23 protein-coding genes are annotated in these 23,354 nt (G+C 47.3%); 19 read left to right on the top strand and 4 right to left on the bottom strand.

Going from position 1 to position 23,354, the window contains the following annotated elements:
- Positions 1 to 253: 253 nt before the first annotated feature.
- From OCV96_RS05720 to OCV96_RS05685, 8 genes are all read left to right on the top strand, one after another.
- The gene (locus OCV96_RS05720) at positions 254 to 694 is read left to right on the top strand and encodes an RNA polymerase sigma factor (RefSeq protein WP_065532039.1); all 441 of its coding nucleotides are present in this window, start codon (positions 254 to 256) and stop codon (positions 692 to 694) included.
- Entirely contained in the window at positions 675 to 935 is a 261-nt protein-coding gene (locus OCV96_RS05715) for a helix-turn-helix domain-containing protein (protein ID WP_022263773.1), read from the top strand. The genes OCV96_RS05720 and OCV96_RS05715 overlap by 20 nt, the downstream gene beginning before the upstream one ends.
- Before the next feature lie 422 nt (positions 936 to 1,357).
- The gene (locus tag OCV96_RS05710) at positions 1,358 to 1,594 is read left to right on the top strand and encodes a MerR family transcriptional regulator (protein ID WP_065532041.1); all 237 of its coding nucleotides are present in this window, start codon (positions 1,358 to 1,360) and stop codon (positions 1,592 to 1,594) included.
- A gap of 3 nt (positions 1,595 to 1,597) precedes the next feature.
- Positions 1,598 to 2,902, top strand: coding sequence for a tyrosine-type recombinase/integrase (locus OCV96_RS05705; protein WP_117613365.1), 1,305 nt, complete (start codon positions 1,598 to 1,600; stop codon positions 2,900 to 2,902).
- Between the two features lie 383 nt (positions 2,903 to 3,285).
- A complete protein-coding gene (locus OCV96_RS19595; protein WP_262593882.1) occupies positions 3,286 to 3,537 on the top strand; it encodes a P-loop NTPase family protein in 252 nt (83 codons plus the stop codon).
- Between the two features lie 387 nt (positions 3,538 to 3,924).
- Entirely contained in the window at positions 3,925 to 4,623 is a 699-nt protein-coding gene (locus OCV96_RS05695; RefSeq protein ID WP_022313042.1) for a metallophosphoesterase, read from the top strand.
- Between the two features lie 234 nt (positions 4,624 to 4,857).
- On the top strand, positions 4,858 to 5,217 hold the full coding sequence (locus OCV96_RS05690; protein ID WP_262593772.1) for a hypothetical protein: 360 nt from the start codon (positions 4,858 to 4,860) through the stop codon (positions 5,215 to 5,217).
- Positions 5,214 to 5,387: a hypothetical protein gene (locus OCV96_RS05685; protein ID WP_182427106.1), complete on the top strand. Its 174-nt coding sequence runs from the start codon at positions 5,214 to 5,216 to the stop codon at positions 5,385 to 5,387. The genes OCV96_RS05690 and OCV96_RS05685 overlap by 4 nt, the downstream gene beginning before the upstream one ends.
- Here OCV96_RS05685 and OCV96_RS05680 read toward each other — a convergent pair.
- Positions 5,384 to 5,902 (bottom strand): acyl-CoA thioesterase, encoded by a 519-nt coding sequence (locus tag OCV96_RS05680; RefSeq protein WP_022313041.1) that lies wholly within the window; start codon positions 5,900 to 5,902, stop codon positions 5,384 to 5,386. The genes OCV96_RS05685 and OCV96_RS05680 overlap by 4 nt on opposite strands.
- A gap of 232 nt (positions 5,903 to 6,134) precedes the next feature.
- Between OCV96_RS05680 and OCV96_RS05675 the strand changes: the two genes are divergently transcribed.
- Together OCV96_RS05675 and OCV96_RS05670 are read left to right on the top strand one after the other, a co-directional pair.
- On the top strand, positions 6,135 to 6,620 hold the full coding sequence (locus tag OCV96_RS05675; protein ID WP_022313040.1) for a stage V sporulation protein AB: 486 nt from the start codon (positions 6,135 to 6,137) through the stop codon (positions 6,618 to 6,620).
- A 39-nt stretch (positions 6,621 to 6,659) separates the two neighbouring features.
- On the top strand, positions 6,660 to 7,346 hold the full coding sequence (locus OCV96_RS05670) for a stage V sporulation protein AA (protein ID WP_022313039.1): 687 nt from the start codon (positions 6,660 to 6,662) through the stop codon (positions 7,344 to 7,346).
- Positions 7,347 to 7,353: 7 nt separating this feature from the next.
- Here OCV96_RS05670 and OCV96_RS05665 read toward each other — a convergent pair whose 3' ends face one another.
- The gene (locus tag OCV96_RS05665) at positions 7,354 to 9,489 is read right to left on the bottom strand and encodes a clostripain-related cysteine peptidase (protein ID WP_191835470.1); all 2,136 of its coding nucleotides are present in this window, start codon (positions 9,487 to 9,489) and stop codon (positions 7,354 to 7,356) included.
- 161 nt (positions 9,490 to 9,650) lie between these two features.
- Here OCV96_RS05665 and OCV96_RS05660 point away from each other — a divergent pair, with 161 nt between their 5' ends.
- The 4 genes from OCV96_RS05660 to OCV96_RS05645 all read left to right on the top strand — a co-directional run bounded on the left by OCV96_RS05660 (position 9,651) and on the right by OCV96_RS05645 (position 11,945).
- The gene (locus OCV96_RS05660) at positions 9,651 to 10,004 is read left to right on the top strand and encodes a hypothetical protein (protein ID WP_262593771.1); all 354 of its coding nucleotides are present in this window, start codon (positions 9,651 to 9,653) and stop codon (positions 10,002 to 10,004) included.
- A complete protein-coding gene (locus OCV96_RS05655) occupies positions 9,976 to 10,197 on the top strand; it encodes a hypothetical protein (protein ID WP_262593770.1) in 222 nt (73 codons plus the stop codon). Before OCV96_RS05660 ends, OCV96_RS05655 begins: the two co-directional genes overlap by 29 nt.
- A gap of 111 nt (positions 10,198 to 10,308) precedes the next feature.
- Complete coding sequence (locus tag OCV96_RS05650; RefSeq protein ID WP_262593768.1) at positions 10,309 to 10,791, top strand: SpoVA/SpoVAEb family sporulation membrane protein; 483 nt, start codon at positions 10,309 to 10,311, stop codon at positions 10,789 to 10,791.
- A gap of 92 nt (positions 10,792 to 10,883) precedes the next feature.
- Positions 10,884 to 11,945 carry an iron-containing alcohol dehydrogenase family protein gene (locus tag OCV96_RS05645; protein WP_262593767.1) on the top strand — a complete coding sequence of 354 codons (1,062 nt, stop codon included), beginning with the start codon at positions 10,884 to 10,886 and terminating at the stop codon, positions 11,943 to 11,945.
- A 371-nt stretch (positions 11,946 to 12,316) separates the two neighbouring features.
- On the opposite strand, the gene OCV96_RS05640 is transcribed toward OCV96_RS05645, so the two are convergent.
- Positions 12,317 to 13,102, bottom strand: coding sequence for an ATPase (locus tag OCV96_RS05640; protein WP_262593766.1), 786 nt, complete (start codon positions 13,100 to 13,102; stop codon positions 12,317 to 12,319).
- 315 nt (positions 13,103 to 13,417) lie between these two features.
- On the opposite strand from OCV96_RS05640, the gene OCV96_RS05635 reads away from it, so the two are divergent.
- The 3 genes from OCV96_RS05635 to OCV96_RS05625 all read left to right on the top strand — a co-directional run bounded on the left by OCV96_RS05635 (position 13,418) and on the right by OCV96_RS05625 (position 17,758).
- Complete coding sequence (locus OCV96_RS05635; RefSeq protein WP_262593765.1) at positions 13,418 to 13,918, top strand: MarR family winged helix-turn-helix transcriptional regulator; 501 nt, start codon at positions 13,418 to 13,420, stop codon at positions 13,916 to 13,918.
- Between the two features lie 160 nt (positions 13,919 to 14,078).
- Positions 14,079 to 15,833 carry an ABC transporter ATP-binding protein gene (locus tag OCV96_RS05630; RefSeq protein WP_262593764.1) on the top strand — a complete coding sequence of 585 codons (1,755 nt, stop codon included), beginning with the start codon at positions 14,079 to 14,081 and terminating at the stop codon, positions 15,831 to 15,833.
- Positions 15,833 to 17,758, top strand: a complete 1,926-nt coding sequence (locus OCV96_RS05625) for an ABC transporter ATP-binding protein (protein ID WP_118539351.1) — start codon at positions 15,833 to 15,835, stop codon at positions 17,756 to 17,758. The genes OCV96_RS05630 and OCV96_RS05625 overlap by 1 nt, the downstream gene beginning before the upstream one ends.
- A gap of 77 nt (positions 17,759 to 17,835) precedes the next feature.
- Here the strand turns inward: OCV96_RS05625 and OCV96_RS05620 are convergent, their stop codons facing one another.
- The gene (locus OCV96_RS05620) at positions 17,836 to 21,138 is read right to left on the bottom strand and encodes a phospholipid carrier-dependent glycosyltransferase (RefSeq protein WP_262593763.1); all 3,303 of its coding nucleotides are present in this window, start codon (positions 21,136 to 21,138) and stop codon (positions 17,836 to 17,838) included.
- Between the two features lie 144 nt (positions 21,139 to 21,282).
- On the opposite strand from OCV96_RS05620, the gene srtB reads away from it, so the two are divergent.
- Complete coding sequence (gene srtB / locus OCV96_RS05615) at positions 21,283 to 22,050, top strand: class B sortase (protein WP_118539355.1); 768 nt, start codon at positions 21,283 to 21,285, stop codon at positions 22,048 to 22,050.
- A gap of 157 nt (positions 22,051 to 22,207) precedes the next feature.
- A partial coding sequence (locus OCV96_RS05610; RefSeq protein ID WP_262593762.1) for a collagen-binding domain-containing protein occupies positions 22,208 to 23,354 on the top strand: 1,147 nt, incomplete at its 3' end.

The raw sequence follows: 23,354 nt of genomic DNA, 5'->3' as shown, positions 1-23,354 counted from the left end.
TTCCCCCAATTATCAAAAAAAGTCTATCCCCTGCAACGGGGTATTTCGGGCATAAAGATGAACAATCACATCATCTAAATACTTTTTATGTTTCCTTTGCGTCTGTCTGCGCCTTGCAGATGGGCGCATTTTGCATTTTACAGAACTTTTTTCAAAGAAATTTTTGCTTTCGTCCGGCGTTTGAAAAAGTCGTCTGTATTATCACGCGAAAAGGGGAGGTACTACCACCTTTCGACAGAAAGGAGGTGAGAACATGGAACCTAATCGCAGAGAATTTCAAAAGCAATGTGCCTTTCAAAGTTTCTGTAAACGGGTGCTGCACAACGAAGCGTGCAACGCCCACGACGAAATCCGGCGACGCAGGAAACGGGAAGTATCGTTTTGCGACCTTGCCTTGCATGAGGAACGGCAGCTTTACACCGTTGACAAGTATTTTCAAGACGAAGAAGCTGAACCGCGTTATCAAATGGCAGGAAAAGAGATAACCCCGAAACTGCTGCTTGAAGCAATCCGCACTTTGCCGGAGGAAAAAAGGACTGCTATCCTGCTGTACTATTTCGAGGGCATGACCGACGTGGAAATCGGAAAGATGTTCAATACGTCGCGCAGCACGATACAGTACAGACGGACAAGCTCTTTTGAACTGTTAAAGAAATATTTGGAGGGACACGCTGATGAATGGGAAGAATGGTAAACAATCCGACTACCCGGAAATCGCCCTTGTTCCCTATCCCGTCATTGTGGCGGCGAGCAAAGGCGACCCGGACGCTATGAAAATAGTCTTGCAGCATTTCAGCGGCTACATAGCGAGCCTGTCCATGCGGAAGCTCTACGACGAGCGCGGCAATGTCTACTATGGCGTTGACGAGGACATACGGGAACGGCTGCAAGCAAGACTGATGAGGGCTATCCTCACATTTCGGGCTGATGAATAGTTGAGCATGACCGTAAAACGTCTTGTAACCCCTTTTCCGTTTTACGGCAAGCAGAACAGCCATCTTGTTCTTTGAAAAAGAAAGCGGCGCAAGAGAACGGCGACGCAGTATAGGGCAAATCGGATACGTTCCTTTTGTGCCGAGCCATACGGCGGGTGCGCCATGACTTCCCTTTCGGGAACGAGCGAACAACACTACACCGCAAAGCAAGTCAGCAGCTTGCGGGCGACGACACACAAGAGGGATAATGATACTCCCTTACAGCCACAGTCCGAGCGTTAGAAGCGTCGCAGGCAATGGGTAGGGCTGCGTGAGAACCACGCAGGAGTGAAATTCTCGTGGAGCTATGCTAATAGCCGTTCGATTAAAGCCCCTTTTATTCAAAAACATACCTTTGAGCCATTTTGAAAGGGGGTATTCCTATGGCTAAAAAGGAAACTACAAACCATGCCGCCCCTGTTTTGCCTATGCTGAAAACAGTAGAGCAAATGAGCAAGGTTAGCGGTATTGGAGAAAATAAATTACGCGAGCTTATGGATAACGGCGAACTGGAATACGTTCAAAACGGAAACCGCCGCTTGATTGCCGATACCGCTATATGGGATTGGTACGAGCGAGCGAAAACCGCCGTAAAGCCCCCGGCAGAGCAAGGGGGTTAAGTTATGGCAATCTCAACAAGACAGGTAAAAAACAAACGCGACAGCAACGGCGTACTGACCGGACGACCCGGCACAGTCTACGACGTAAACATAAAGTACACCGCCCCGGACGGAAAAAAGAAGTCGTATGCAAAAAAGGGCTTTGCCACCAAAAAGGAAGCAGCACAGCATGAAGCGGAAATGAAAACGAAGCTCCAAAATCCGGGGCAAGTTGCTTCTATTACTTCACAGAGGAAACAGACTGTCGCTGCCTATCTCAATGACTGGGTGGAAAGCTATGCAAGAGTGAACTTGCGCCCCTCTACTTATGACGGGTATAAAAAGACGATTGCAAACTATATCAATCCGTATATCGGCGGCGTTACCCTCAATCAGCTTACCCCTGCTATGGTAGACAAGATGTTTCAGCAGATTATAGACAAAGGCTTGAAGCCGTCCACCGCAGCCGGGGCAAAACGTGTTTTGAGTGTGGCGTTGAGCCATGCCCGCAAATACCGCTATATCGAAACCAACGCGGCAAAAGATACCCTTACGAAGTTTGGGAAAGGCGACAAGACCCCTGACCCTTACACGCCGGAACAGGTGAAAGCCTTAATGCAGCGCGTCGAGGGTACTGTTTGGGAAATGCCTGTTATCTTGGGCGGGCTTTACGGTATGCGCCGTTCTGAAATCTTAGGCTTGCGTTGGCGCAATGTGGATTTGGAGAACAACACCTTTGATGTTACCGAGCAGCTACCTTTCAAGGTACCGCCAAAAACAAAAGTCATTGAAGAAATGGCACCGCCGAAATCCAACGGCAGAAAGCTACCCATTACGGAGCTTGCCCGCCCGTTCTTCCTCAAACAGCTTGCCATGCAGGAAGTACAGAAAGAACAGGCAGCAAAAGACGGAAAGCCTTACTATGACAATGACCTTGTTGTAGCAAAGCCGGACGGCGCACCTATCGCCGCGTCGTGGGTGTCCTCTCAATTTGGAAAGCTGCTTGAAGATTTGGATATGCCGCACATTCGTTTTCACGATTTACGACATACGGCAGCGACCAATATGCACCAACTGACAGGCGACTTCTATACGGTTGGCGAAGTCTTGGGGCATACGCTTGCGGGTATCGGCGCGTCGCTTGGGCTTTCCATGAACTTTGAAGCTGTTACCGCCCGTTATGTGGACGTGCGGCTTGAACGAAAAAAAGAAGTTTTGGACGCTTACCATAGCGCGGTGGAAAAAGCAGCCCCGGAGAAACCAAAGGAAGCCGAGCCGAAAAAAGGAAAACGGGCAGCAAAGAAAAAACACAGCGAAATAGACCTTTAACCGCTGTATCTCTTTACTGCTCTTTACAACCTTTTATATGCCCGCGTGGAATTTGGGCACCATTTGGGCACCATTTACGGAAAAAGCACCATGAAAACAGAGGGTAAAAGAAACGCCGACAACTCACAAAAACGTAGTGTTCATGCGGGTTTTCGGCGTTTTCCTATCCCTTAACGGGCTTCTATTCATCTTGTGCGAGAGAGAAAAATTCTACTATTTTTTATAACCTTATCCATATCCCCATATCCAAAAATCATTTTATTTTCTATATATACTACCACTTATTTACAAAAATATTGCCATAGATGTTGTGGAGAAAGAGAGGAAGAGACGGGGAGGAAAGCATTATCAGGCATCTATGATGCATATGATATTCGGAGGAAATCCGGGAAGTAGCAAAAGGAGGCGTATTATTCATTGATGAAGCATATTCTCTGCAAGGCGAGATCGCTATTACGACATTGCTTCGGGAAATGGAAAACCACAGAGAGGATGTCATTGTGATATTTGCCGGGTACCCGGAACCTATGCAGGGGTTCCTTGACAGAAATCTCGGTATGCGGTCCAGAATTGCATTTCAGGTGAAATTTGAGGACTATTACAGCCAGAACTTCCCGGCAGGGAGAAATGCATAGGAATAAGCAGCGGGAACAGCATGCATAAAGCCGGTGGAGAATGTCTGACATGGGATTCTTGCGAGATTCCTGCGGAGGAAGAGGAGCGGGTGGATCCCAGAGAAAGGACCGCTTTGAATATCAGTTTTTCCGAATCCCCTGTATCTGGAGGCAGATTTTCCGGAGATGGAAGAGGTGCAGGATGAGAAGCAGAGAGCACACCGGGTTCGCGGGTGAGGCAGAAACTATATGGGACAAAGTATATTAAGGAGTCTGAATGAGTAGAAGCTATAAGCATACGCCGGTATATGAGGCGAAGGGGAACAGAAGCAAGGAGCGATCCCGCTTCCAGAAAGCTCGACAGATATCAGAAGTGCTACCGAAGGAAATGAGAAAAGGAGGAAGGATATGCATTATGTTATCGGCGACATACATAACGACCTGAAGAAACTGAAACAGATCCTAAAGCAGATCAATATCACAAGGGATGATGAACTGATCGTCCTTGGTGATGTGTTTGACCGGGGTGGAGAAACTGCGGACCCCTTCGGAGTATATTGTGCCCTTGCCGGCTTGCAGGGAAAGTGCTCCTGGATACGAGGCAACCACGATGACTGGCTGGCAAATTATACTTATGAGTACTTTAATACTCCGGAGAAAAAACGGCACAAATTAGCTCCCTATGGTTACAACAGTTTTGAACTGCTGCGACAGCGTATTACCGAAGTAGACATGCGGAACATTGCTGATCTGATCAAGGGACTGCCGCTACAGAAGGAACTGGAGCTGGAGGGAAAGAAATATCTGTTTGCCCATGCCATGACTTCCCATCCGGATGTCCGGGAAGAGGACCGATATTACATGCGGGGGACGATGGATATTGACTGCTTTTTCTTTGAAGGTATCGATGGATATATCTCCATGTGCGGTCATACGCCCACGGACAGCATTGTGTGGAAGAAGGACAGAAGATATCTGGACGAGCCGGGCAATTCCATCTGGTGCAACGACAGACATAACGTATATCTCTTAGATTGCGGATGTGGCTTTGCCGGTGGAAGACTTGCCTGTCTCTGTCTGGAGACAAAAGAGCGATTTTACGCCTGAAAACGGGACGAGGATATTTATGTACAGGAATTATTTCTACAGGGAGGATCTTAAGGTAGAACTGACACAGTTGGAAGAAGAGGATGAAAAAGAGCGGTTCCTTGAGGGAAGTAAACATAAGAGGCTGATTCCCGGTTATGTTGCGTTGGAAGTCAAAGAAAATACCTGTAAGATATCTCCGGTGCTGTATCCGGAGTTTCGTGGGAAGGGATACTGGATAGATGCAGAGAACTTTTGCTGGAAAGAATCTTTAAAGAAAGATTTTTCACAGAAGAAAACGGAAGACGTGTTCCTTACCGGATCGACCGGGTGGAGATCGTATTGTATCAGAAACCCCGAGATATTGCCCGGAGTACGGAAGGAAAGCTTTTGTTTCGGGATTTGAAACCTTATTTACAGATATTCGGATATTTTTCTGTAGTGGACAGAGACAACTGGTCCGGTGAAATGTATAAGTACAGAGATGACATACCGGAGAAATACGATGACAGGCCCGTATATGGAATCGGTATGGAGGATAATCCCGATGCGGATACATTGCCGCCAAAGCGGTTGGTGATCGTGCTTTCAGAGAATGAAAAGGAAGAATCATGAAAAAGTTTATCTCTTTTCAGATACACGAGGATTACGGAAAAATCTTCTGGATCAGAGATGACCTGTATCGGGAAAATTACCATAATGTGATCGAACCGCTGATCCATTATCCGGGAGATCGAAGATTTCTGAGTTCTCCGATCTGCGGATGCGACGAGAATCGGATTTAGAATCCTTCCTTCTTACGAACTAATCGTAACTCTCTTCTCTTAATGGCATTATCCCACTCCATGCGTTCCCCGTCGTTCTCTAAGATAAGGCCGGGAACCGGGGTGGGTTTTCCATTGTCTCCCATAGCTACCATGACAAAATAAGCCCGGTTGATAGGGTGTCTGGTACCATCCTGTTCTTCGCGGTAGGTGTCCACGCGGACTTCCATGGAAGTGTGTCCCACATGGGTGACCTTGCCGATCAGCACAATAATATCATTCAGATAAGCGCCGGATTTAAAATACAGGTTATCGATGGCTACGGTGGTGGCGTCTCTGCCGCAGTGACGTCTGGCGGTGGCACCGGCTACTTCGTCGATCCACTCTAATAGTCTTCCGCCGAACAGGCGCCCGAAACCGTTGATATCCGGATGAATGACCACATGCAGCTGATGTGTCTCGGAATCGGAGACTTTTTTCGCGGGAAGTGCACTCGTCTTTTTTTCTGTATTTTCAGTCGTATCTGCTGTATTCATAGTTGTAAAACCTCACATATATTTTGAAATCTAAAATTCTTCACTCAAAACGGCGCAAACAGTAAGTGGGGCAGCGTCTGCACATACATAAAGATAGTATAGCACATTTTGGAAAAAAGTGCCATCCGTATATGATTTTCGGTTTTGGGATATTCTATTGTGTGCAGAAAAAGATCATTTGCAGATCCTTTGATAACTGCCGGGAGCAGAACTTTGCGAAAGGGGAACGGAGATGCTGATCAGACAATTATTGCTCATAGTAACCGGGGCCAGTTACGGCCTGCTGTCGGCAGCCGGAGTGTTTACAGTGCTGGTGGCGGTGGGGCTGATCCCCCGGTTCGCAGGCAAGACCCATACCGCACGTTATGTACTTCTCTATGAGGAAATGGTCATTTTCGGGACGCTGGCGGGATGTTTTGTTACGATTTTCCCAGAGTACAGTCAGTGGGGAAATTATCTGCGGGAACACTTCCCGGAACAGATGAGGCTGTGGACGGCAGCGGGCATTGGAGCACAGGCGGTTTTCGGGCTGTTTGCCGGAATGTTCATCGGCTGTCTGGCGCTGGCCATTGCTGAGATGCTGGACAGTATTCCTATTTTTGCCAGAAGAATCTCTTTCCGCCACGGGCTGGGCGGGGCCATTCTGGGGATGGCAGCGGGAAAGATCTGCGGGTCACTGTTTTATTTTGCCACAGAACTGCATCGGACCGTGCAATAAGCAAGGAAATTCTTCCGGGGGAGCAAGCACACAAATGATATGGACAATCTGGGAAAATATGTCTATGCAGAGCAGAAACGGCAGGAAGGGACAGGGTATATGAAGCAGCAGACGGTTTATCTGAAATGTGACAGAAGTGCGGAGGTGCAGGCACAGGATGTTTTCCTGAAAGATGTGGCAGAGATTCGCTGTCAGGATCCGGTATTGCAGGCAAAACTAAAAGCCATCAAAATTTATCATTTTCCCAAGGACGGCGAAAAACGATGTGTGATCAGTTGTCTGAAACTGGTAAGTCTTATGGAAGAAATCTGTCCGGAGATCGATGTGCAGGTGGTTGGAGAGACAGATGTGCTGGTGGAATGGATCTGTGTGAACAGACACAAAGGCTGGCAGCAGTGGATCAAGGCTGCTTTTGTGTGCCTGATCAGCTTTTTCGGTACAGCCTATACGATTATGGCTTACCATAATGATGTGGGAATCAATGAGGTTTTCACGGAAGTGTACCGGATGGCCATGGGTGCTGAACCCGGAGGCTTGAATACGTTGGAAGTATTCTATTCTCTTGGGCTGGCAGCTGGCATTATCGTTTTCTTCAATCATGTCGGTGGCAGGCGCCTGACCAAGGATCCTACCCCCGTCGAAGTCTCCATCAAAAACTACGAGACCGACGTGGATAAGACCCTGATCGAACAAGCAGGAAGAGAAGGAAAAGAGCTGGAAAGCTGACCTTCCCTTATTTTAGTGGAATCATTTCGGAATAAGAGGTATTCCCCTGGGAATCCTTCATGAAGAAGATGCATACGTAATTTTCCGGGTGATCCAGCGGCTGTACCACGGTATGATAATCGCCGGTCAGATCCACATCGAAGCCCATCATCCAGCCGGATTTTTCCCAGTCGAAGAAGTTCAACAGATTACCGTTATCATCCCGGGTCACGTAGCTGCATCTTGCCACTAAGGACATAGTCTCATAGTCATCCAGATGGATCAACTGCTTGCTGGCACTCTGCAATTCCGCATCGTCATGATCCAGAGGAATCGCACTACGGATGATACCATCGGGATATTCGTCGCTGACGACGATCTGTACTTTCGCCGTCTGGGATTCCCAGTTGTCAGTATAATTCATCAGCACCGCATGTGCCAGATAACGATTCTCTGTGTCGCTGATATCGGTCTCTGTCAGGATCATGGGAATATCGGAGAGACCGTCCTGATCCTGCATGTAGACAGCGTTATTTTTGTAAGCAGCATGTAAGAAACCATTTTCATCCAGAGTCACACGGGTACTTCCCTGAATGAAGAGATACATATCATCGGCACGTTCGTCTTCCTCCGCGGTAATATAGCCTTCGTCCCTGGCTTTGCAGAGGATGTAGTAGCCGCCGGAGGCAAAGTTCGCCTGCTGTTCGGGGGTCAGCTGCACGGTAATGTCGGATTCATCGTAAGCACCGTCGTTCTGGGTGGTGACGGAAGTCTCCGCATTGGAGATCTCTCGATCTGCCAGCAGGGTGTCACCGTTTTCAATGGCGTAAAAGTCTTCCAGAAAACGGGTGTAATTGGGAGCAAAGTCCAGATAATATAACATTTCAATGCAGGCATCCCGGTAATCCGTATCCGTCTGGTAAGGATAGCAGATAGAGATTCCTCCGGCATTGTCCATGTTGGTGTCGGAATAGACGATACAGTTTTCTACGGCCTCTGTGGCAGCCTGTGCGGCTTCAGAATCATTCCCCACCAGTTCTAACAGATGCAGGACATCCACCATGCCGTAATTCATATCGGAGGAGTAAGTACCGAAGTCTCTCACCCGTGCACGGTTACGCACCAGTCTGGGGTAATTCTGCACATCCAGAGAAGTGTCCAGTTCCGCAAAATAATCGTTCAGAGCTTCTTCGGCTTCAGCATAGGCGCTCAGATCGACGCAGGAGAGCGTCAGGTCGGAATACAGATTCGGATAGATGTTGAAGACGTATTCCCCGTAATCCATGTAGGAATCCACGATATATTCCCCCATGACATCGCCCGGGATCACCTCATCGGACAGCTCTGACAGGAAATCGTAATTCCAGCCCCAACCGGGTTCGGTCTCCTGGGAGGCAATCATATAGTTGGCGTAGGGAGCCAGCACGGAAGCCACTTCCAGGGAACTCATCAGGCAGGCATCAAAGCCGATCCATTCCAGTTTTGTCATGTGTGCACCCACGGAATCTTCCAGCGCCTCGGACAGTTCATCCAGCGTCAGAAGGTCACGGAAATTCTCATCTACACCGTAGCCCAGCACTGGTCCGCCGCCGTGATCCCAGAGGATCAGGCTGTAGGAATCTGCCGGGAAGAAATCAAAACCGTAATTTAAAAAGCTGCTCAAAGTCAGGGGATCCCCCATGTTTTCCGCCGGATAGGTATCCACGGGGACGAAACCGGTGTCGGTCAACAGCAGGACGGTGCATTCGTCACTGGACAGGCCGCGGTCCTGCCATTCGGATGCACCACCGGCATAGACCAGAATATTATTGTGCGCTGTGTCCACTCCGGCCGTTTCCATCTCGTCCAGATCCAGACTGGCATTACCGTAATCGGATTCCAGATCTGAGCCTACCAGATAGACCATGATGGTCTGGACCTCACCGATAGCATCCAGCGAGTCGTAATCCATCTGGGGAATAGGGGTGGAAGACGGCTGTGATTCGGTATGGTAAGTACCATGACCGTGAGACGAGGATGCCTGCGAATTGTTTTGTCCGGCATACTCCAGGATCTGTGCAAATACGCCCATAGGCGTGGTACGGATGCGGCACCCGGTCAGAACCACGGGGACCAGCAGCAGACCCCAAAGGGCCCGTAACTTTTTCCTTGTTCTTTTTTTCATAATAATCTCCCTCATGAAATAAAATTTATACTCATCGCCCATTATCGCATGAAAAAAAGAGAGCGTCAAACAGTGTAATTGCTTACAATCTGAAAAAATACCAAAGAAAAAACAAAATTCTGGTTCTTTTTTTTCGGAAAAAGATGGGGAGCCGGAATCCGGTGGACAGTCAGAACCACAGGAAAGAAGAAAAGACTTTTTTACAGGAAAACGGTGTGAACCTCATGATCCGGGTACATGACACCGGAATCGGTATGGCCATCACGGATCAGCTGGTACAGCTCATGGGCGGAGAAACCGTCGTAGAGAGTCTGAAAGATAAGGGCTCGGATTTCACCGTGTTTTTGCAGCTGCCTCTGGCAGAGGAAGGCAGTATCGAAGAGAAAACGACAACAGAGAATCGGGAACAGAATGCGGATAACGCGTTCCGCGGCCGCAGGATCCTGCTGGGCGGAGGTCTATTTCGACGGTATTGGATGGCTTCCGGTGGATGTGACACCGGGGTATTATTATGACGCGGTGAAATTGCAGCAGATGGTGGCGACACCGGATATGGTGCACAAGACATTGGCAGAAGATCATAATCTTATGGATGCGGAACAGATCACGGATACCGGAAATGATATGGATACCGCCGTGGCAGAGATCGCGGAGCTGCTGAGAAGTCTGTTTTTATGGAAGAAAACTGTGTTAAAAGAAAATTTGTAAATAGAAGCATACATAAAAAGAGTGAAAAAGGACATTCTGTTATCAGAGAGAGCAGTCACAGAGTCTGCCTGCCGTGCAAGCGGCCGGGCGGCGGAAAGGCATGGTACATCTATGAAACAGGAAGAAACAAAACAGGGCAATCAGCAGAAGCAGGAATACGAACAGTATGTCAAATCGGTGACCCCCACCCACAATCTGTGGGCACAGATGGGAAAAGCGTTTCTGACCGGTGGGATCATCTGCTGTATTGGGCAGGGAATCCTGAACTATACCGGCAATGTGCTGGGAATGGATCCCCAGACGGCAGGCAGCTGGTGTTCCCTGATCCTGGTGTTTGCATCGGTGGTACTCACGGCACTGCATATTTATCCCAAGATCGTCAAATGGGGAGGTGCAGGAGCCTTAGTACCCATCACCGGCTTTGCCAATTCCGTGACAGCCCCGGCGGTGGAATACCAGAAAGAAGGACAGGTATTCGGTATCGGCTGCAAGATATTCACCATTGCAGGACCTGTGATCCTGTACGGAATTTTCGCCAGCTGGGCATTGGGACTGATCTGCTGGGTGCTGCAGATGTTCGGGATCCAATTGTAAGTTGAACTGAAATAGAAAACAGTGTAAAATGACTTTGTCCGGACGCGGTTTCGGGCAAAGTTTTTTTATGAAATGTTAAAGGAGAGATTACCATGCAGATAGGAAAAGAGATGGCGATCCCGTCCATCCTGAAGATCGGAAACGGGGCATTAGGTAAGATCGGTAGTTATTTAAAAACGGAAGGTCTGGATCAGGTAGTGTTATTTTTCGGTAACGGACTGATCGATATGTTCGGAGAGCTGGTCATGAATTCACTGAAGGAAGCGGACGTGAATGTTCTGGAATACAATGAATTGGATACGGTGGATATTGACGATATCATTACGCTGGCTTTCGCTATTCCCAACAAGGCAAAGGCGGTGATCTCTATCGGTGGAGGCAAGGTCATCGATGCCGGAAAATATGCGGCATTTCTGCGGAACCTTCCTTTTATCAGTGTGCCGACTTCCAGTTCAAGCGACGGCTTTTCCAGTGCCAGCGCATCCCTTCTGGTGCAGGGAAAGCGAACTTCTGTCCCTGCCAGACTGGCTTATGGCATTATCGTGGATACCCAGGTGATCCGTACCGCTCCGGAGAAGTTCATTTACTCCGGCATCGGAGATATGATTTCCAAGATCACGGCACTCTATGACTGGATTTTCGAAGAAAAGGCCGGCTGCGGTGAGGTGAATGATTTTGCAGTGATGATCGCAAAGAAAGCGGTGAACAGCTTCGTTCGTACCCCTTATGAGAGCATCAAGGACGAGCTGTTCCTAAAAGAACTGCTGGATTCTTTGGCCATGAGCGGTATTGCCAACGAGATTGCCGGCAGCAGTGCCCCTACCAGCGGAAGTGAGCACCTGATTTCCCATGCATTGGATAAGATCCTGGAAGTGCCGCAGCTTCATGGCATCCAGGTAGGTATTGCCACCTATATCATGGCAAAGGTACAGGATCACCGTTACATCCGTGTCAGCACGGTACTTAAAGATACCGGATTCTGGGATTACGTGGCAACCTTACATATGAAGAAGGCCGATTTCCTCAAAGCCATCGACATGGCTCCCACCATCAAACCCCACCGCCATACCTATCTCCACGAGGAAAAATACCGCGAAGCAGCAAAGAAACTGGTGCTGGAAGATGAAGTCCTGAACCGGGTACTGGAGGATTAAGTGAAAATTCCGGGTAGACAGGTTACGCTGCTAAGCTGACTGTCAATGACGGGCAACTATCAGGAACGAAGTGGCATGTAAATCGGGCAGAAAAGGCGATTGTGGGTCTATACAGAAAAACGTAGCCCTGAGATACTCAAGAGGGCAAATAAATTTTATAATTTGAAGCATATGGGTCTATACAGAAAAATTGCTGTCAGGGATACTTGATTTTGTAAAAATGAGTATCTGGAGGAATATTTTTTCTGTATAGACCCATTTAACAAAATAAGACAATTAAAAAGCGAAAAAAATGGAACTCAAAAGAGAAAAATTCTGTATAGACCCACGAAAATGGAAACATTGACATTTGAACAAAACAGGTAAGGAAGTCAGCGCAGGAAATAGTAATAGATCATTTTTTCCACAAGCTCCGTATTCAACGGATATGCCTGATTTTCATAGGTTGTAAGCAAGTGAACGGAAGGAAGAATGCCATGCGCAGCATAAAGCTGTTGCTTGGAAAAGGCATTTTGACGATATCCGGGAGAATCCATCAGACCAAAGTGTTCCCAATAATACAATTGTTCTGTTTTAGGATGAAGAATTGTGAAATCAGGATAAAATTTAATATCGCCGAGGTTAAGGGCACATTCGTAACGAAATGGAATTTTGTTTGTATAAAGAAGCATGGCAATGATAGCTTCTGATTTTGAACGTACGCTGATGCCGTTGACAGCTTTATAGATGAGGTTTTCCGGATTTTTGGAATTGCGGTCGTAAGTCTCCTGCATCCAGGCTGTGTGTGAGGGAGATAATTGAAAATAGGAAGCTAACAATTCGCTATATCCGAGAGAAGCATCCTGTAATAATAGGGAACTTTTTATTGCCTTTGGACGATGTCTGTCATAAAAGCTGATAGCCTTTTTCTCCTGAAGTAATTCGTCCAGCAGGGAGGTGAGATATTTGCGCAGCGCTAATTGCTCAGCAAGTGCACGATCAGATTTAGGAATATATTTTTTAGAATGACCATCACTGGAATACCATTTGATATTTTCTCCATTATGTGAAATGATCAGTTTCCCCTGAGGTAATCGCTTCAATTGCTGTTGAATATCAGAGATTTTCTGTGTAAGATCAGTTCCGGTATGAATAAAATCAGAAAAAAATAAAGACATAAGAAACTCCTCCTTTGAGAAAATATAGAAAATAAAAGAAATAGTTATAGAAGACAGATACATAATCAGATTAAAACAGATAAAGCGAGAATTGTAAAGGACTAACAGCAATTTATATAAAGTTTATACTTTTTTTCTTGCAAAGAGAAAAGATTGCGTTATAATGTTAGATGGCTAACAAAAAAAGTTAGTTATCTAACATTTTTAACGAAATAACATTGAGTGTACGTCTTTTCATGCTATGCTAAAATGCAGAAGCTGATTTCAGCAGTTTATGGGTTGAAGTGTATAGTGTATAGAAATAAAGGAGACAGAATGAACGAGAAAGATGTACTGGCGAACCGCCAGCTTGGATTTGAGCTCAAGGCCGCCAACAACATGATCCGCCGGAAGATGGAAGTGATCTTCGCCCAGCAGGATGGTTATGAACTTAACGGAATGCAGGGACCGCTTCTGGGATATCTGTATCATAAGAGCAGACAGGGAGATGTCTATCAAAAGGATGTGGAGAAGGAATTCAGAATCCGCAGATCTACGGCGACGGTAATGCTGCAGAGCCTGGAACAGAAGGGATATCTCGTCCGGGTGGCTTCGACGGAGGATGCGAGATTGAAACGAATTCTTTTAACAGAGAAAGCAATCCGGCATCATGATCTGATCGAAGAGCAGATCCGGATTTTTAACCGGGAGCTGGAGGATGGTATTACCGAAGAAGAGAAACGGGCATTCTTAACTATTTTAGATAAGATGATGCAGAATCTGGGAATGGACGGTGAGCGCGTGGAAAGTTCCAACGGACCATGCCGAAATGAGTGATGTCAGCAGTCATTCCTGACAGGCAGATCACCGAGTATTTATCAGAGCAGAAAAAGCAGAAACAGCAAAGAAGCAGCCAAGAAATAAAAAAGAAGCAGTAAAGAAATAACAAGGAAATTATATAGAACTAACAAGAAGAAAAGCAGAAAGGAAATCAGCTATGATTAAAACATTAGCCAGACAGATCAAGGAATATAAGCGTGCATCCCTTGTCACACCCATATTCATGATCCTGGAAGTAGCCATGGAAATGGTGATTCCGCTCCTGATGGCATCCATCATTGATGACGGTGTGCAGGCGGGAGATATGAAACATATTTTTGCCATCGGTTGTTACATGATCCTGGCAGCTATTGTCGGATTGTTCGCCGGTGTCATGGGTGGTAAATACGGTGCGAAAGCATCCACCGGTTTTGCCAGAAATTTAAGAGAGGCCATGTATGAGAACATTCAGACCTTCTCTTTCTCCAACATTGATAAGTTCTCCACGGCAGGACTGGTCACCCGTATGACCACGGATGTTACCAATATCCAGAACGCTTACCAGATGCTCTTACGTATGTGCTTCCGCGCACCGGTCAGCCTGATCTGTGCTATGCTGATGGCGTTCCTGATTAATGCAAGAGTGGCAAGTATTTATCTGGTGGCGGTAGTGTTCCTTGGAATCGTTATCATTTTTATTATGAGAGCAGTGTCCAAGTATTTCAGTGAAGTATTCAAGAAATACGATGATTTAAATGCCAGCGTACAGGAGAACGTAGCCGCACAGCGTGTGGTAAAGGCTTATGTGCGTGAGGACTATGAGATCGACAAGTTCCATAAGGCCAGCTACAACATCTACAAGATGTTCAAAAAAGCAGAATGTACCATGACTTATGTATGGCCGGTAATGCAGTTTACCGTATACGGCTGTATCCTTGGAATCAGCTGGCTTGGCGCTCACATGATCGTTGCCAGCCAGTTGACTACCGGTGAACTGATGAGCCTGCTGACCTATTGTATGACGATTCTGATGAACCTGATGATGTTAGCCATGATCTTCGTTATGATGACCATGAGCGCTGCCAGCGGAAAGCGTATCGCGGAAGTATTAAATGAAAAGGCGGACATCACCAACCCCGAACAACCTGACTACGATGTGACAGACGGTAGTATCCGTTTTGATCATGTGACCTTCCGCTATAACAAACAGAGTGAGAAGCCGGTACTGGATGATTTGAACTTTGAGATCAAAGCCGGAGAGACCATCGGTATTCTGGGTGGTACCGGTAGTTCCAAGACCAGTCTGGTGAACCTCATCAGCCGTCTGTATGATGTAAATGAGGGTACGGTCTATGTCGGCGGTAAGGATGTCAGAAGCTATGATCTGGAGACTCTGCGTAACGAAGTATCCGTAGTATTACAGAAGAACGTGCTGTTCTCCGGTACCATCTTAGAGAATCTCCGTTGGGGCGACGAGAATGCTACTGAAGAGGAATGCATCCGTGCCTGTCGTCTGGCCTGCGCCGATGAATTCATTGAGAAGATGCCAGAGAAATACAATACCTATATTGAACAGGGCGGAAGTAACGTATCCGGCGGACAGAAGCAGAGACTGTGTATTGCCAGAGCACTGCTGAAAAAGCCGAAGGTACTGATTCTGGATGACTCTACCAGTGCCGTGGATACCGCTACCGATGCGAAGATCCGTAAGGCATTTGCTACGGAGATCCCCGGTACGACGAAAATCATCATTGCACAGCGTATCTCCAGTATTCAGGATGCAGATCGTATCATCGTTATGGATAACGGTAAGATCGATGCATTTGCACCTCACGAAGAATTGCTTCGTACTAATGAGATCTATAAGGAAGTATATGAAGCCCAGACCCAGACGGGTGGCGGCGACTTTGATGAGAATGGAGGTGAGTCATAATGCCAGGACCTATGGGCGGCGGAATGCGTGGACCCGGCAGAAGAATGCAGGGCGGTACACGTATTGAGAATCCGGGAAAAGTATTTAAACGACTGATGGCGTATATCTTTAAAAATTACGGCATTCACTTTATCTTTGTGTTGGTCTGTATTGTACTGAGCGTTGTGGCAAGCATTCAGGGTACTCTGTTCATGCAGAGACTGATCGACGACTATATCATGCCCATGATCGGACAGGAGACTCCGGACTTTGGCAATCTGTTCCGGGAAATTGTCCGTGTGGCTGGTTTTTATCTGGTCGGTGTGGCGGCCACTTATGCTTACAACCGTATCATGGTAACCATAACTCAGGGAACACTGAAGAATCTCCGTGATGATCTGTTCGAACACATGGAAAAGCTGCCGATCAAGTATTTTGATACCCATTCCCACGGCGATATCATGTCCATTTACACCAATGATATTGATACTTTACGTCAGATGATCAGCCAGAGTATCCCGCAGGTATTTTCCAGCTTCATCACCGTAGTCGGTACCCTGGGAAGTATGCTGGTATTAAGTGTGCCTCTGACAGCAGTCAGTCTGATCATGGTGGCACTGATGATGTTCGTCACTGGTAAGGTAGCGGGCTTAAGCGGAAAATATTTCGTAAAGCAGCAGAAGAATATCGGTAAAGTCAACGGTTACATTGAGGAAATGGTGGAAGGCCAGAAGGTAGTCAAGGTATTCTGCCATGAAGATAAGAGTCTGGAGGAGTTCAAGGCTCTGAATGATGAACTGTGCGACAGCGCATACAATGCGAATAAGTTCGCAAACCTGATGGGACCCATCAATGCCCAGCTGGGTAACTTAAGCTATGTGGTATGTGCCATCGTCGGTGGTGCCATGGCGCTGGGTGGTTTCGCAGGACTGACGCTGGGTAAGCTTGCCAGCTTCTTAACTTTTAACAAGAGCTTCAACATGCCTATCAGCCAGGTCAGCCAGCAGCTGAACAGTATCGTTATGGCACAGGCTGGTGCCAAGAGAGTCTTCGATCTGCTGGATGAGCCGGTAGAGACCGACGAGGGATATGTGACCATCGTCCGTGCCAAGAAGGTAAACGGCAAGATCGTGGAGTGTACCGAGAGAACCGGTATGTGGGCATGGAAGCATGTACATCAGGCGGATGGATCTGTAGATTATATTGAATTACAGGGTGAAGTGGTATTCGACGATGTGGACTTCGGTTACAATGATGACAAGATCGTGCTGCATAACATCGAGATGTATGCAAAGCCCGGTCAGAAGATCGCATTCGTAGGCTCCACCGGTGCCGGCAAGACCACGATCACGAACCTGATCAACCGTTTCTATGATATTCAGGATGGTAAGATACGTTATGACGGCATCAATATCAACAAGATCAAAAAAGCGGATCTGCGGAAGTCTCTGGGTATCGTATTGCAGGATACCCATTTGTTCACCGCTACCGTTATGGACAATATTCGTTTCGGTAAGCTGGATGCTACAGACGAGGAAGTCATTGCCGCAGCAAAACTGGCTAACGCGGATACCTTTATCCGTCAGCTTCCGGATGGTTACAACACAGTCCTCACCGGTGACGGTGCGAACTTAAGCCAGGGTCAGAGACAGCTGCTTTCTATTGCCAGAGCAGCCGTAGCGGATCCTCCGGTACTGATCCTGGATGAGGCTACCAGCTCTATCGATACCCGTACCGAGAAAATTGTACAGGACGGCATGGATAAGTTGATGAAAGGAAGAACCACTTTCGTCATCGCCCACAGACTTTCTACTGTCAAGAACAGTGACTGCATCATGGTTCTGGAACAGGGCCGCATCATCGAGCGCGGCAACCACGATGAACTCATCGCCCAGAAGGGCAGATATTATCAGTTGTATACCGGTAATGCGATCGCTGAGGGGTAAGTGAATAGATATGCTATACCAAAAAACAGTGCCTGGATTGGCACTGTTTTTTATATGAAGTATTTTATAAAGAGGACTTAACCTGAGATCAATACCCAGGTATCCCGCCAACGCAAGTATTTTATTACAAAATCCACATCCACCGGCTGCCCGGACAATACCGGATAGAACAGCAGGAACAGGGCAAACGCCACCGCAGCATAAGCGCAGCAGACGATGATGAAGGTGCGGTCAGACATATGCTTCTTCCACTGCATCAGGCTGTACACGATCATCAGCACTACAAAAGGAACACTGGGGAAATAGTGGTAGATGAAGGTAATTCTGGTGACGAAGAACCAGGGCAGGTACTGCGCCAGGTAGCCGACTGCGAGGAAAGCAGCTGCTGCATATTCTCTGTGGGACAGGGTGGTCGCAGTATCTGTGGAGCACTCTGTTTGTGTGTGTCCTGTCAGAGAACAGAGAAACGCATTGTTGCGAATTAACAGGTACAGGATGTAAATAAATGCCAGAATACCGATCCACCATACAACAGGATTGCCGAAAGCACTGATTCCCTCTTTGACTGCATCGGTCAGATATCCGGAATAGTACCAGATCGGGCGGACCATAGTGGGCCACTGATACCAGGAAGAGGAATAAGGATGCGTTGCCTCTAGGCCGCTGTGATAGTTGAACATGGAAGTCTGGTTGGTCAGCATACGGTCAAAAAGTCCCGGATGGGAATTGTCTACAAATGGCAGGTAGGACAACAGATAGATCACTGCCGGAACCAGCACGAAAAAGGTCAGGCAGAAGTCGATCGTCTTTACCGTATAATCCGGGAATTTCTTTACAATCTGCTGATGCTCCATGCCGTTGGTGCTTTTTCCGGGATGGGCTTTGGCATAGAGGTATTCCCGGTAGCGTCGCAGCAGATGCGCAAAAAACAGCAATGCCAGTCCACAGCCCGCATAGATACCGGTCCATTTGCTGGCAATTCCCAGTCCCATGCAGATGCCGCATAAGCCCAGAGGCACAAAGGTCTTATACAACGGTGTATCGTAAAAACTCATAGAACAATAGTAGTACATAAAATAGTACATTGCAATCACAAAGAATGTGATATAAACATCGATGGTGGCAATCCTTGTCTGCGTAAAATGCATAAAATCAAAGGCAAACAGGAAGCAGGCCAGAGCTGCCGCAGGAGTATTCCTTGTCATTTTTTTCCCCAGCAGGTAGATAAACGGCAGCATGGCAATGCCGAACAGAGTACCCATGATACGCCAGCCGAAAGGATTCATTCCAAAGATGGCAACACCCAGGGCGATGAAGATCTTGCCCAGAGGCGGGTGGGTATTTTCGTAGGTCGGCAGGCCGTGAAGGAACTCGTAAGCCGTGCGTGCGTGATAGATTTCATCGAAATACATGCTGTTGCGGAAGGAATAGCGTTCCGGGTACAGATCGCTTTCGTCAAACAGTGTAGGGTAGGCATCTGCGTTCAACGGGCGTGTGATGTTGCCATTCGCGTCCAGGAAGACCAGTTCAATCAGAGAGGCATCATTATCCGTCAATGACAGACGCAGATATCTGGTTGTGGCAGACATATCAGAAGTACTGTTTTCTGTGGCCTGTGTCAGCAGATCCTGCAGGGAGACATCCTGCCAGGTGAAGACATTGTTTAAAATGATCTCACCGAGATAAGTCCAAGAGTCTTCGGCATTACTTTTGACATCCATCCCAAAATGTCGCTGGTGCCAGGGAGCCAGATAACTGGCCATAGTCACAGGCAGCGCATCTTCGGGGAATTCCAGCTCGATGGCCTGTAATTCTCCCGACATATCGTAAGTTGTTGTCGGAGCTTTGCGGTCTCCCAGATCATAGAGGGCAAAGCAACTGTACAGAATACCGATTGCCAGCAACAGGCACAGATCCGGTTTCGTGAAATGGATTCTCTCTTCGGAAGGAATGGGCTCCAGGGGAGAGAGAAAATATTCTCGAAGTCTTTGTCCGAGTCCTGCGGCAGATCTTGTGGAAGCAGTATGCCCGGAAGCTCTACGGCCTATCGTGGGCTGCGGCTTTGCATCGGTGGCAGCTCCTGCTTCACCGTGAACATAATATTTCCAGATGATCTTATAGAAATAATACAGGCAGCACAACATTCCGGCAGATACCAGCAGAATGATGGGAGCCTTGCGGTCATAATTCTGCGGATCGTAATGGTACAGCACATTGGCGGTGTTGTAAAAATGCAGCACTGCAAATCCACTGAAGCATTTCCAGAGAGGTGTAGAGGGCCGGTACAGGCAGCAGAAAAGCAACAGTGCCAGACCGGGATACATATAACGCTCATGCATACGGACGGAGAACAGGAACATCGTCAGGATGATAAAGGCACCGAGACAGAAATATCTTGAAGGCTCTTTCCGGCAGCGGGCTGCAATAAGGAAGGTAAAGAGTACGATCAGCAGGATCACGATAGTGCCCCAGGTCTTACAGGGCAGGAAGAGGAAAATCGTGTTCTGGTCGACCCAGTTCATTCCTAATAGTCCCCAGAAATTGTAGGCATTGATGGCTGCATATTCATAGGATCCCAACGTTGAAGTATATTGTGAGATTGCAGCGGTTAATCCGAAAGGAGCGCACAGAAGGAGCATCCCGCAGATGACAACCAGACCACCGCACAAATTATAGAAGAATTTCCGCCAGGAAAAATCCTGTAAGAACACATGGTCCCAGATCCCTGCCAGCAGTACCGGCGTGAAGATCAGCATCTGTGGCTTTAACAGGACACCCAGTCCGTAGACAGCATAGGCAGGAAGCAGGTTTCCCTTCATGAGGAACAGGCACATAAGGATGATCATCAGCGTGTATACGGAATCCACCTGTCCCCAGCAGGAAGAATTCAGAATGACCGCCGGCTGGAACAGATACGCAGAGGCAGCAAAGATTCCCTGCAGATCGGAAAAATGCAGTCGCTTTACCGCCTCTCTGTAGAGTAGAAACCCACAGGCAATATCACAGAGAATTGCGGGTAATTTTAACAGTAAAATATGCAGATCGGAATAATAAGGAATCTGCAGCAGAGATCGTAACGCTCCGATCAGATACAATACATACATGAAACCGGGCGGATAGTCCGTAAACATATCGGCAGAATAGAACTGCCCTGGCCCTAAAGTGAAAATCCGGTCAGCCCAGGCTGCAAAACAGGCGATATCATTACTGAAGCCGTGGGTGGTGTATGCAAGGAGCAGGCGCAGAAGCAGGGCACCTCCAAATACAAGCAACAGAAGAGAACGCCGGTTGCCTGTATTGTGGAAATGAGAACTGTTCTGAAAGCCTGTATAGCAGACACCGCACAAAAGCAGTGAAAGCAGTGCAAAAAGATGTATCATAAGATTTTATTCCCCTAATAGTTTCTTATTTAAAGTCATACCTTAAAAATATCAAAAAATAACTCTTTCGTAAAGACGAATGCGGAAAAATAAGGTATAATCATTAACAAATTATAACGATTCTTGCAGGAAGGGGAAACTGGCATGAAAAATAAAAAAGCGGAAAATGCGATCACAGCAGTGCTGGCGGCAGCGGTACTGCTGACCGGAGGAATGAGTCTGCATTCTTATCTGTCAGAGCAGAGAGCAAAAAATGAATACGATGCCATCCGCCAGGAGGTGGTGGCAGAGCCTGCGGCGGGGGAAACACAGGAAGAGATTGCGGAGAAAAATTATCCGGAGCTGCAGATCGACTTTGCCGAACTTATCAGGACCAACCAGGATTTTCGTGGATGGCTCTATTTCCCGGCATTGGACATCAGTTATCCGGTGGTACAGGGGGAGGACAATGACTATTATCTGAAGCATTCCTTCGAGGGGGAGAGTGTGAATGCTGGATGCATTTTCATGGACTGTGGGGCTTCAGCAGACTGGTCAGACAGGAATACCTTTGTATTCGGACATAATATGCGGGATGAGAGCATGTTTGGGGCTTTTAAAAATTTGCTGAAGGGGACGGCAAGCTGCGAGGAGAATCCTTACTTCTATATATACACGGAAGATAAAGTCTACATTTATGAGATTTTTTCCTATTATGAAACAAAGAGTACCAGTGACCGTTTTGCCACGTTTACCTCAGATGCCTCCTATGATGATTATGTGCAGTGGGCCACGGAACATTCCCTGTATGCTTCAGATGCAGACTTAAGTGACAGGGGAAATATCGTATCCCTATCTACCTGCTACGGCTCATCCGGTACAAAAAGGCGGGCTCTGATCCATGGAGTCCTGACAGAAACGGCTGTATACTAAGGCTTATGTTACAAAAATAGCAAATGATACTGAAAAGATCAAAAATATAATAAAAATCTGAACCTTTTTTGAAATGGCGCCAGTCTTAATGATTGTAAAGAGGAACGAAAACGTTTAAAGACGTTGAAACACGCAGTTTCATTGAGGGAGAAATCAGATGAGCAGATTTAGCAAGTATGTAAGGGAAAAAGTGGTAAAGGTTCTGGTGACAGCACTGGTTGTAGGTTCTGTTGCAGGGAACGAAGGGATTGCTGTGCAGGCAGCAGGTACGGATTTAAATGATCCATTTTCATTTGTATTATATACAAATGAATTTGTATCCTCAAATCTGGACCATATTGAGGGAAATGCCGCAATTAAAGAATTAAAGGTTTCCATGGTAAGCTATGGGGGAAAATCTTATCTGGGAGATCTTTCTGCTCCGAATCAGATTCTTAAATATACAGCGTCAGGCAGAACAGACGAAAAGGAACTGATAATTCCCCTTACTAATTCTGACGGAACCCAGAACTCTGTTGAGCGGGAAGTGACTGGACAGGGTTATAATATTATAGCTGGTGAAAATAAATTATATACTGGAAATCTTCTGAAGAACTGTGAGGTATGGGATACAGATATTGCATCTGAGATCAGCAATGTCCTGGCAGGTAATATGGTACAGAAAAGCAAAGATTTATATGCTATGGCGAATGAAGACAGCGATACACAACTGGTATTGAATGTAACAAGTGCTGAGTTAAATACCAGGATGGAAGACTATGACAAAGAGATCACCGGCGCAGCTTTTTATGGAAAAACAGTTGTGGTAAATGTAAGTGATTCCGGTACAGTGAATATTACCGGCTGGATGAATGCGCATGGTGCAAAAAAGCAAGCATTGGAACATCAGCTGTGGGCAGACAGAATTATTTGGAACTTTGGCAATGCAACAGAAGTTAATGTAAATTCTATTTTCGGATATATTCTGGCTCCGAATGCAACTGTCTATAATGGTGGAACTGTTGTCGGAGGCATCATAGCGGATAAGTATAAGCAGGGTGGAGAGATTCACTGTCCGTGCGAACCGGATGAGCCGGAACCTACGCCGACACCGACGGTACCGGTGGTAACCGAAGAGCCTACGCCGACACCGGTAGTAACCGAGGAGCCTACGCCGACACCGACGGTACCGGTGGTAACCGAGGAGCCTACGCCGACACCGACGGTACCGGTGGCAACCGAAGAACCTACGCCTACGCCGACACCGACGGTACCGGTGGCAACCGAAGAACCTACGCCTACGCCGACACCGACGGTACCGGTGG

The organism is Waltera acetigignens (genome assembly GCF_025567015.1).
GTDB lineage: Bacteria > Bacillota > Clostridia > Lachnospirales > Lachnospiraceae > Acetatifactor > Acetatifactor acetigignens.
The sequence above is the reverse complement of the archived record's forward strand: the minus strand, read 5'-3'. Positions and strand labels throughout refer to the sequence as shown.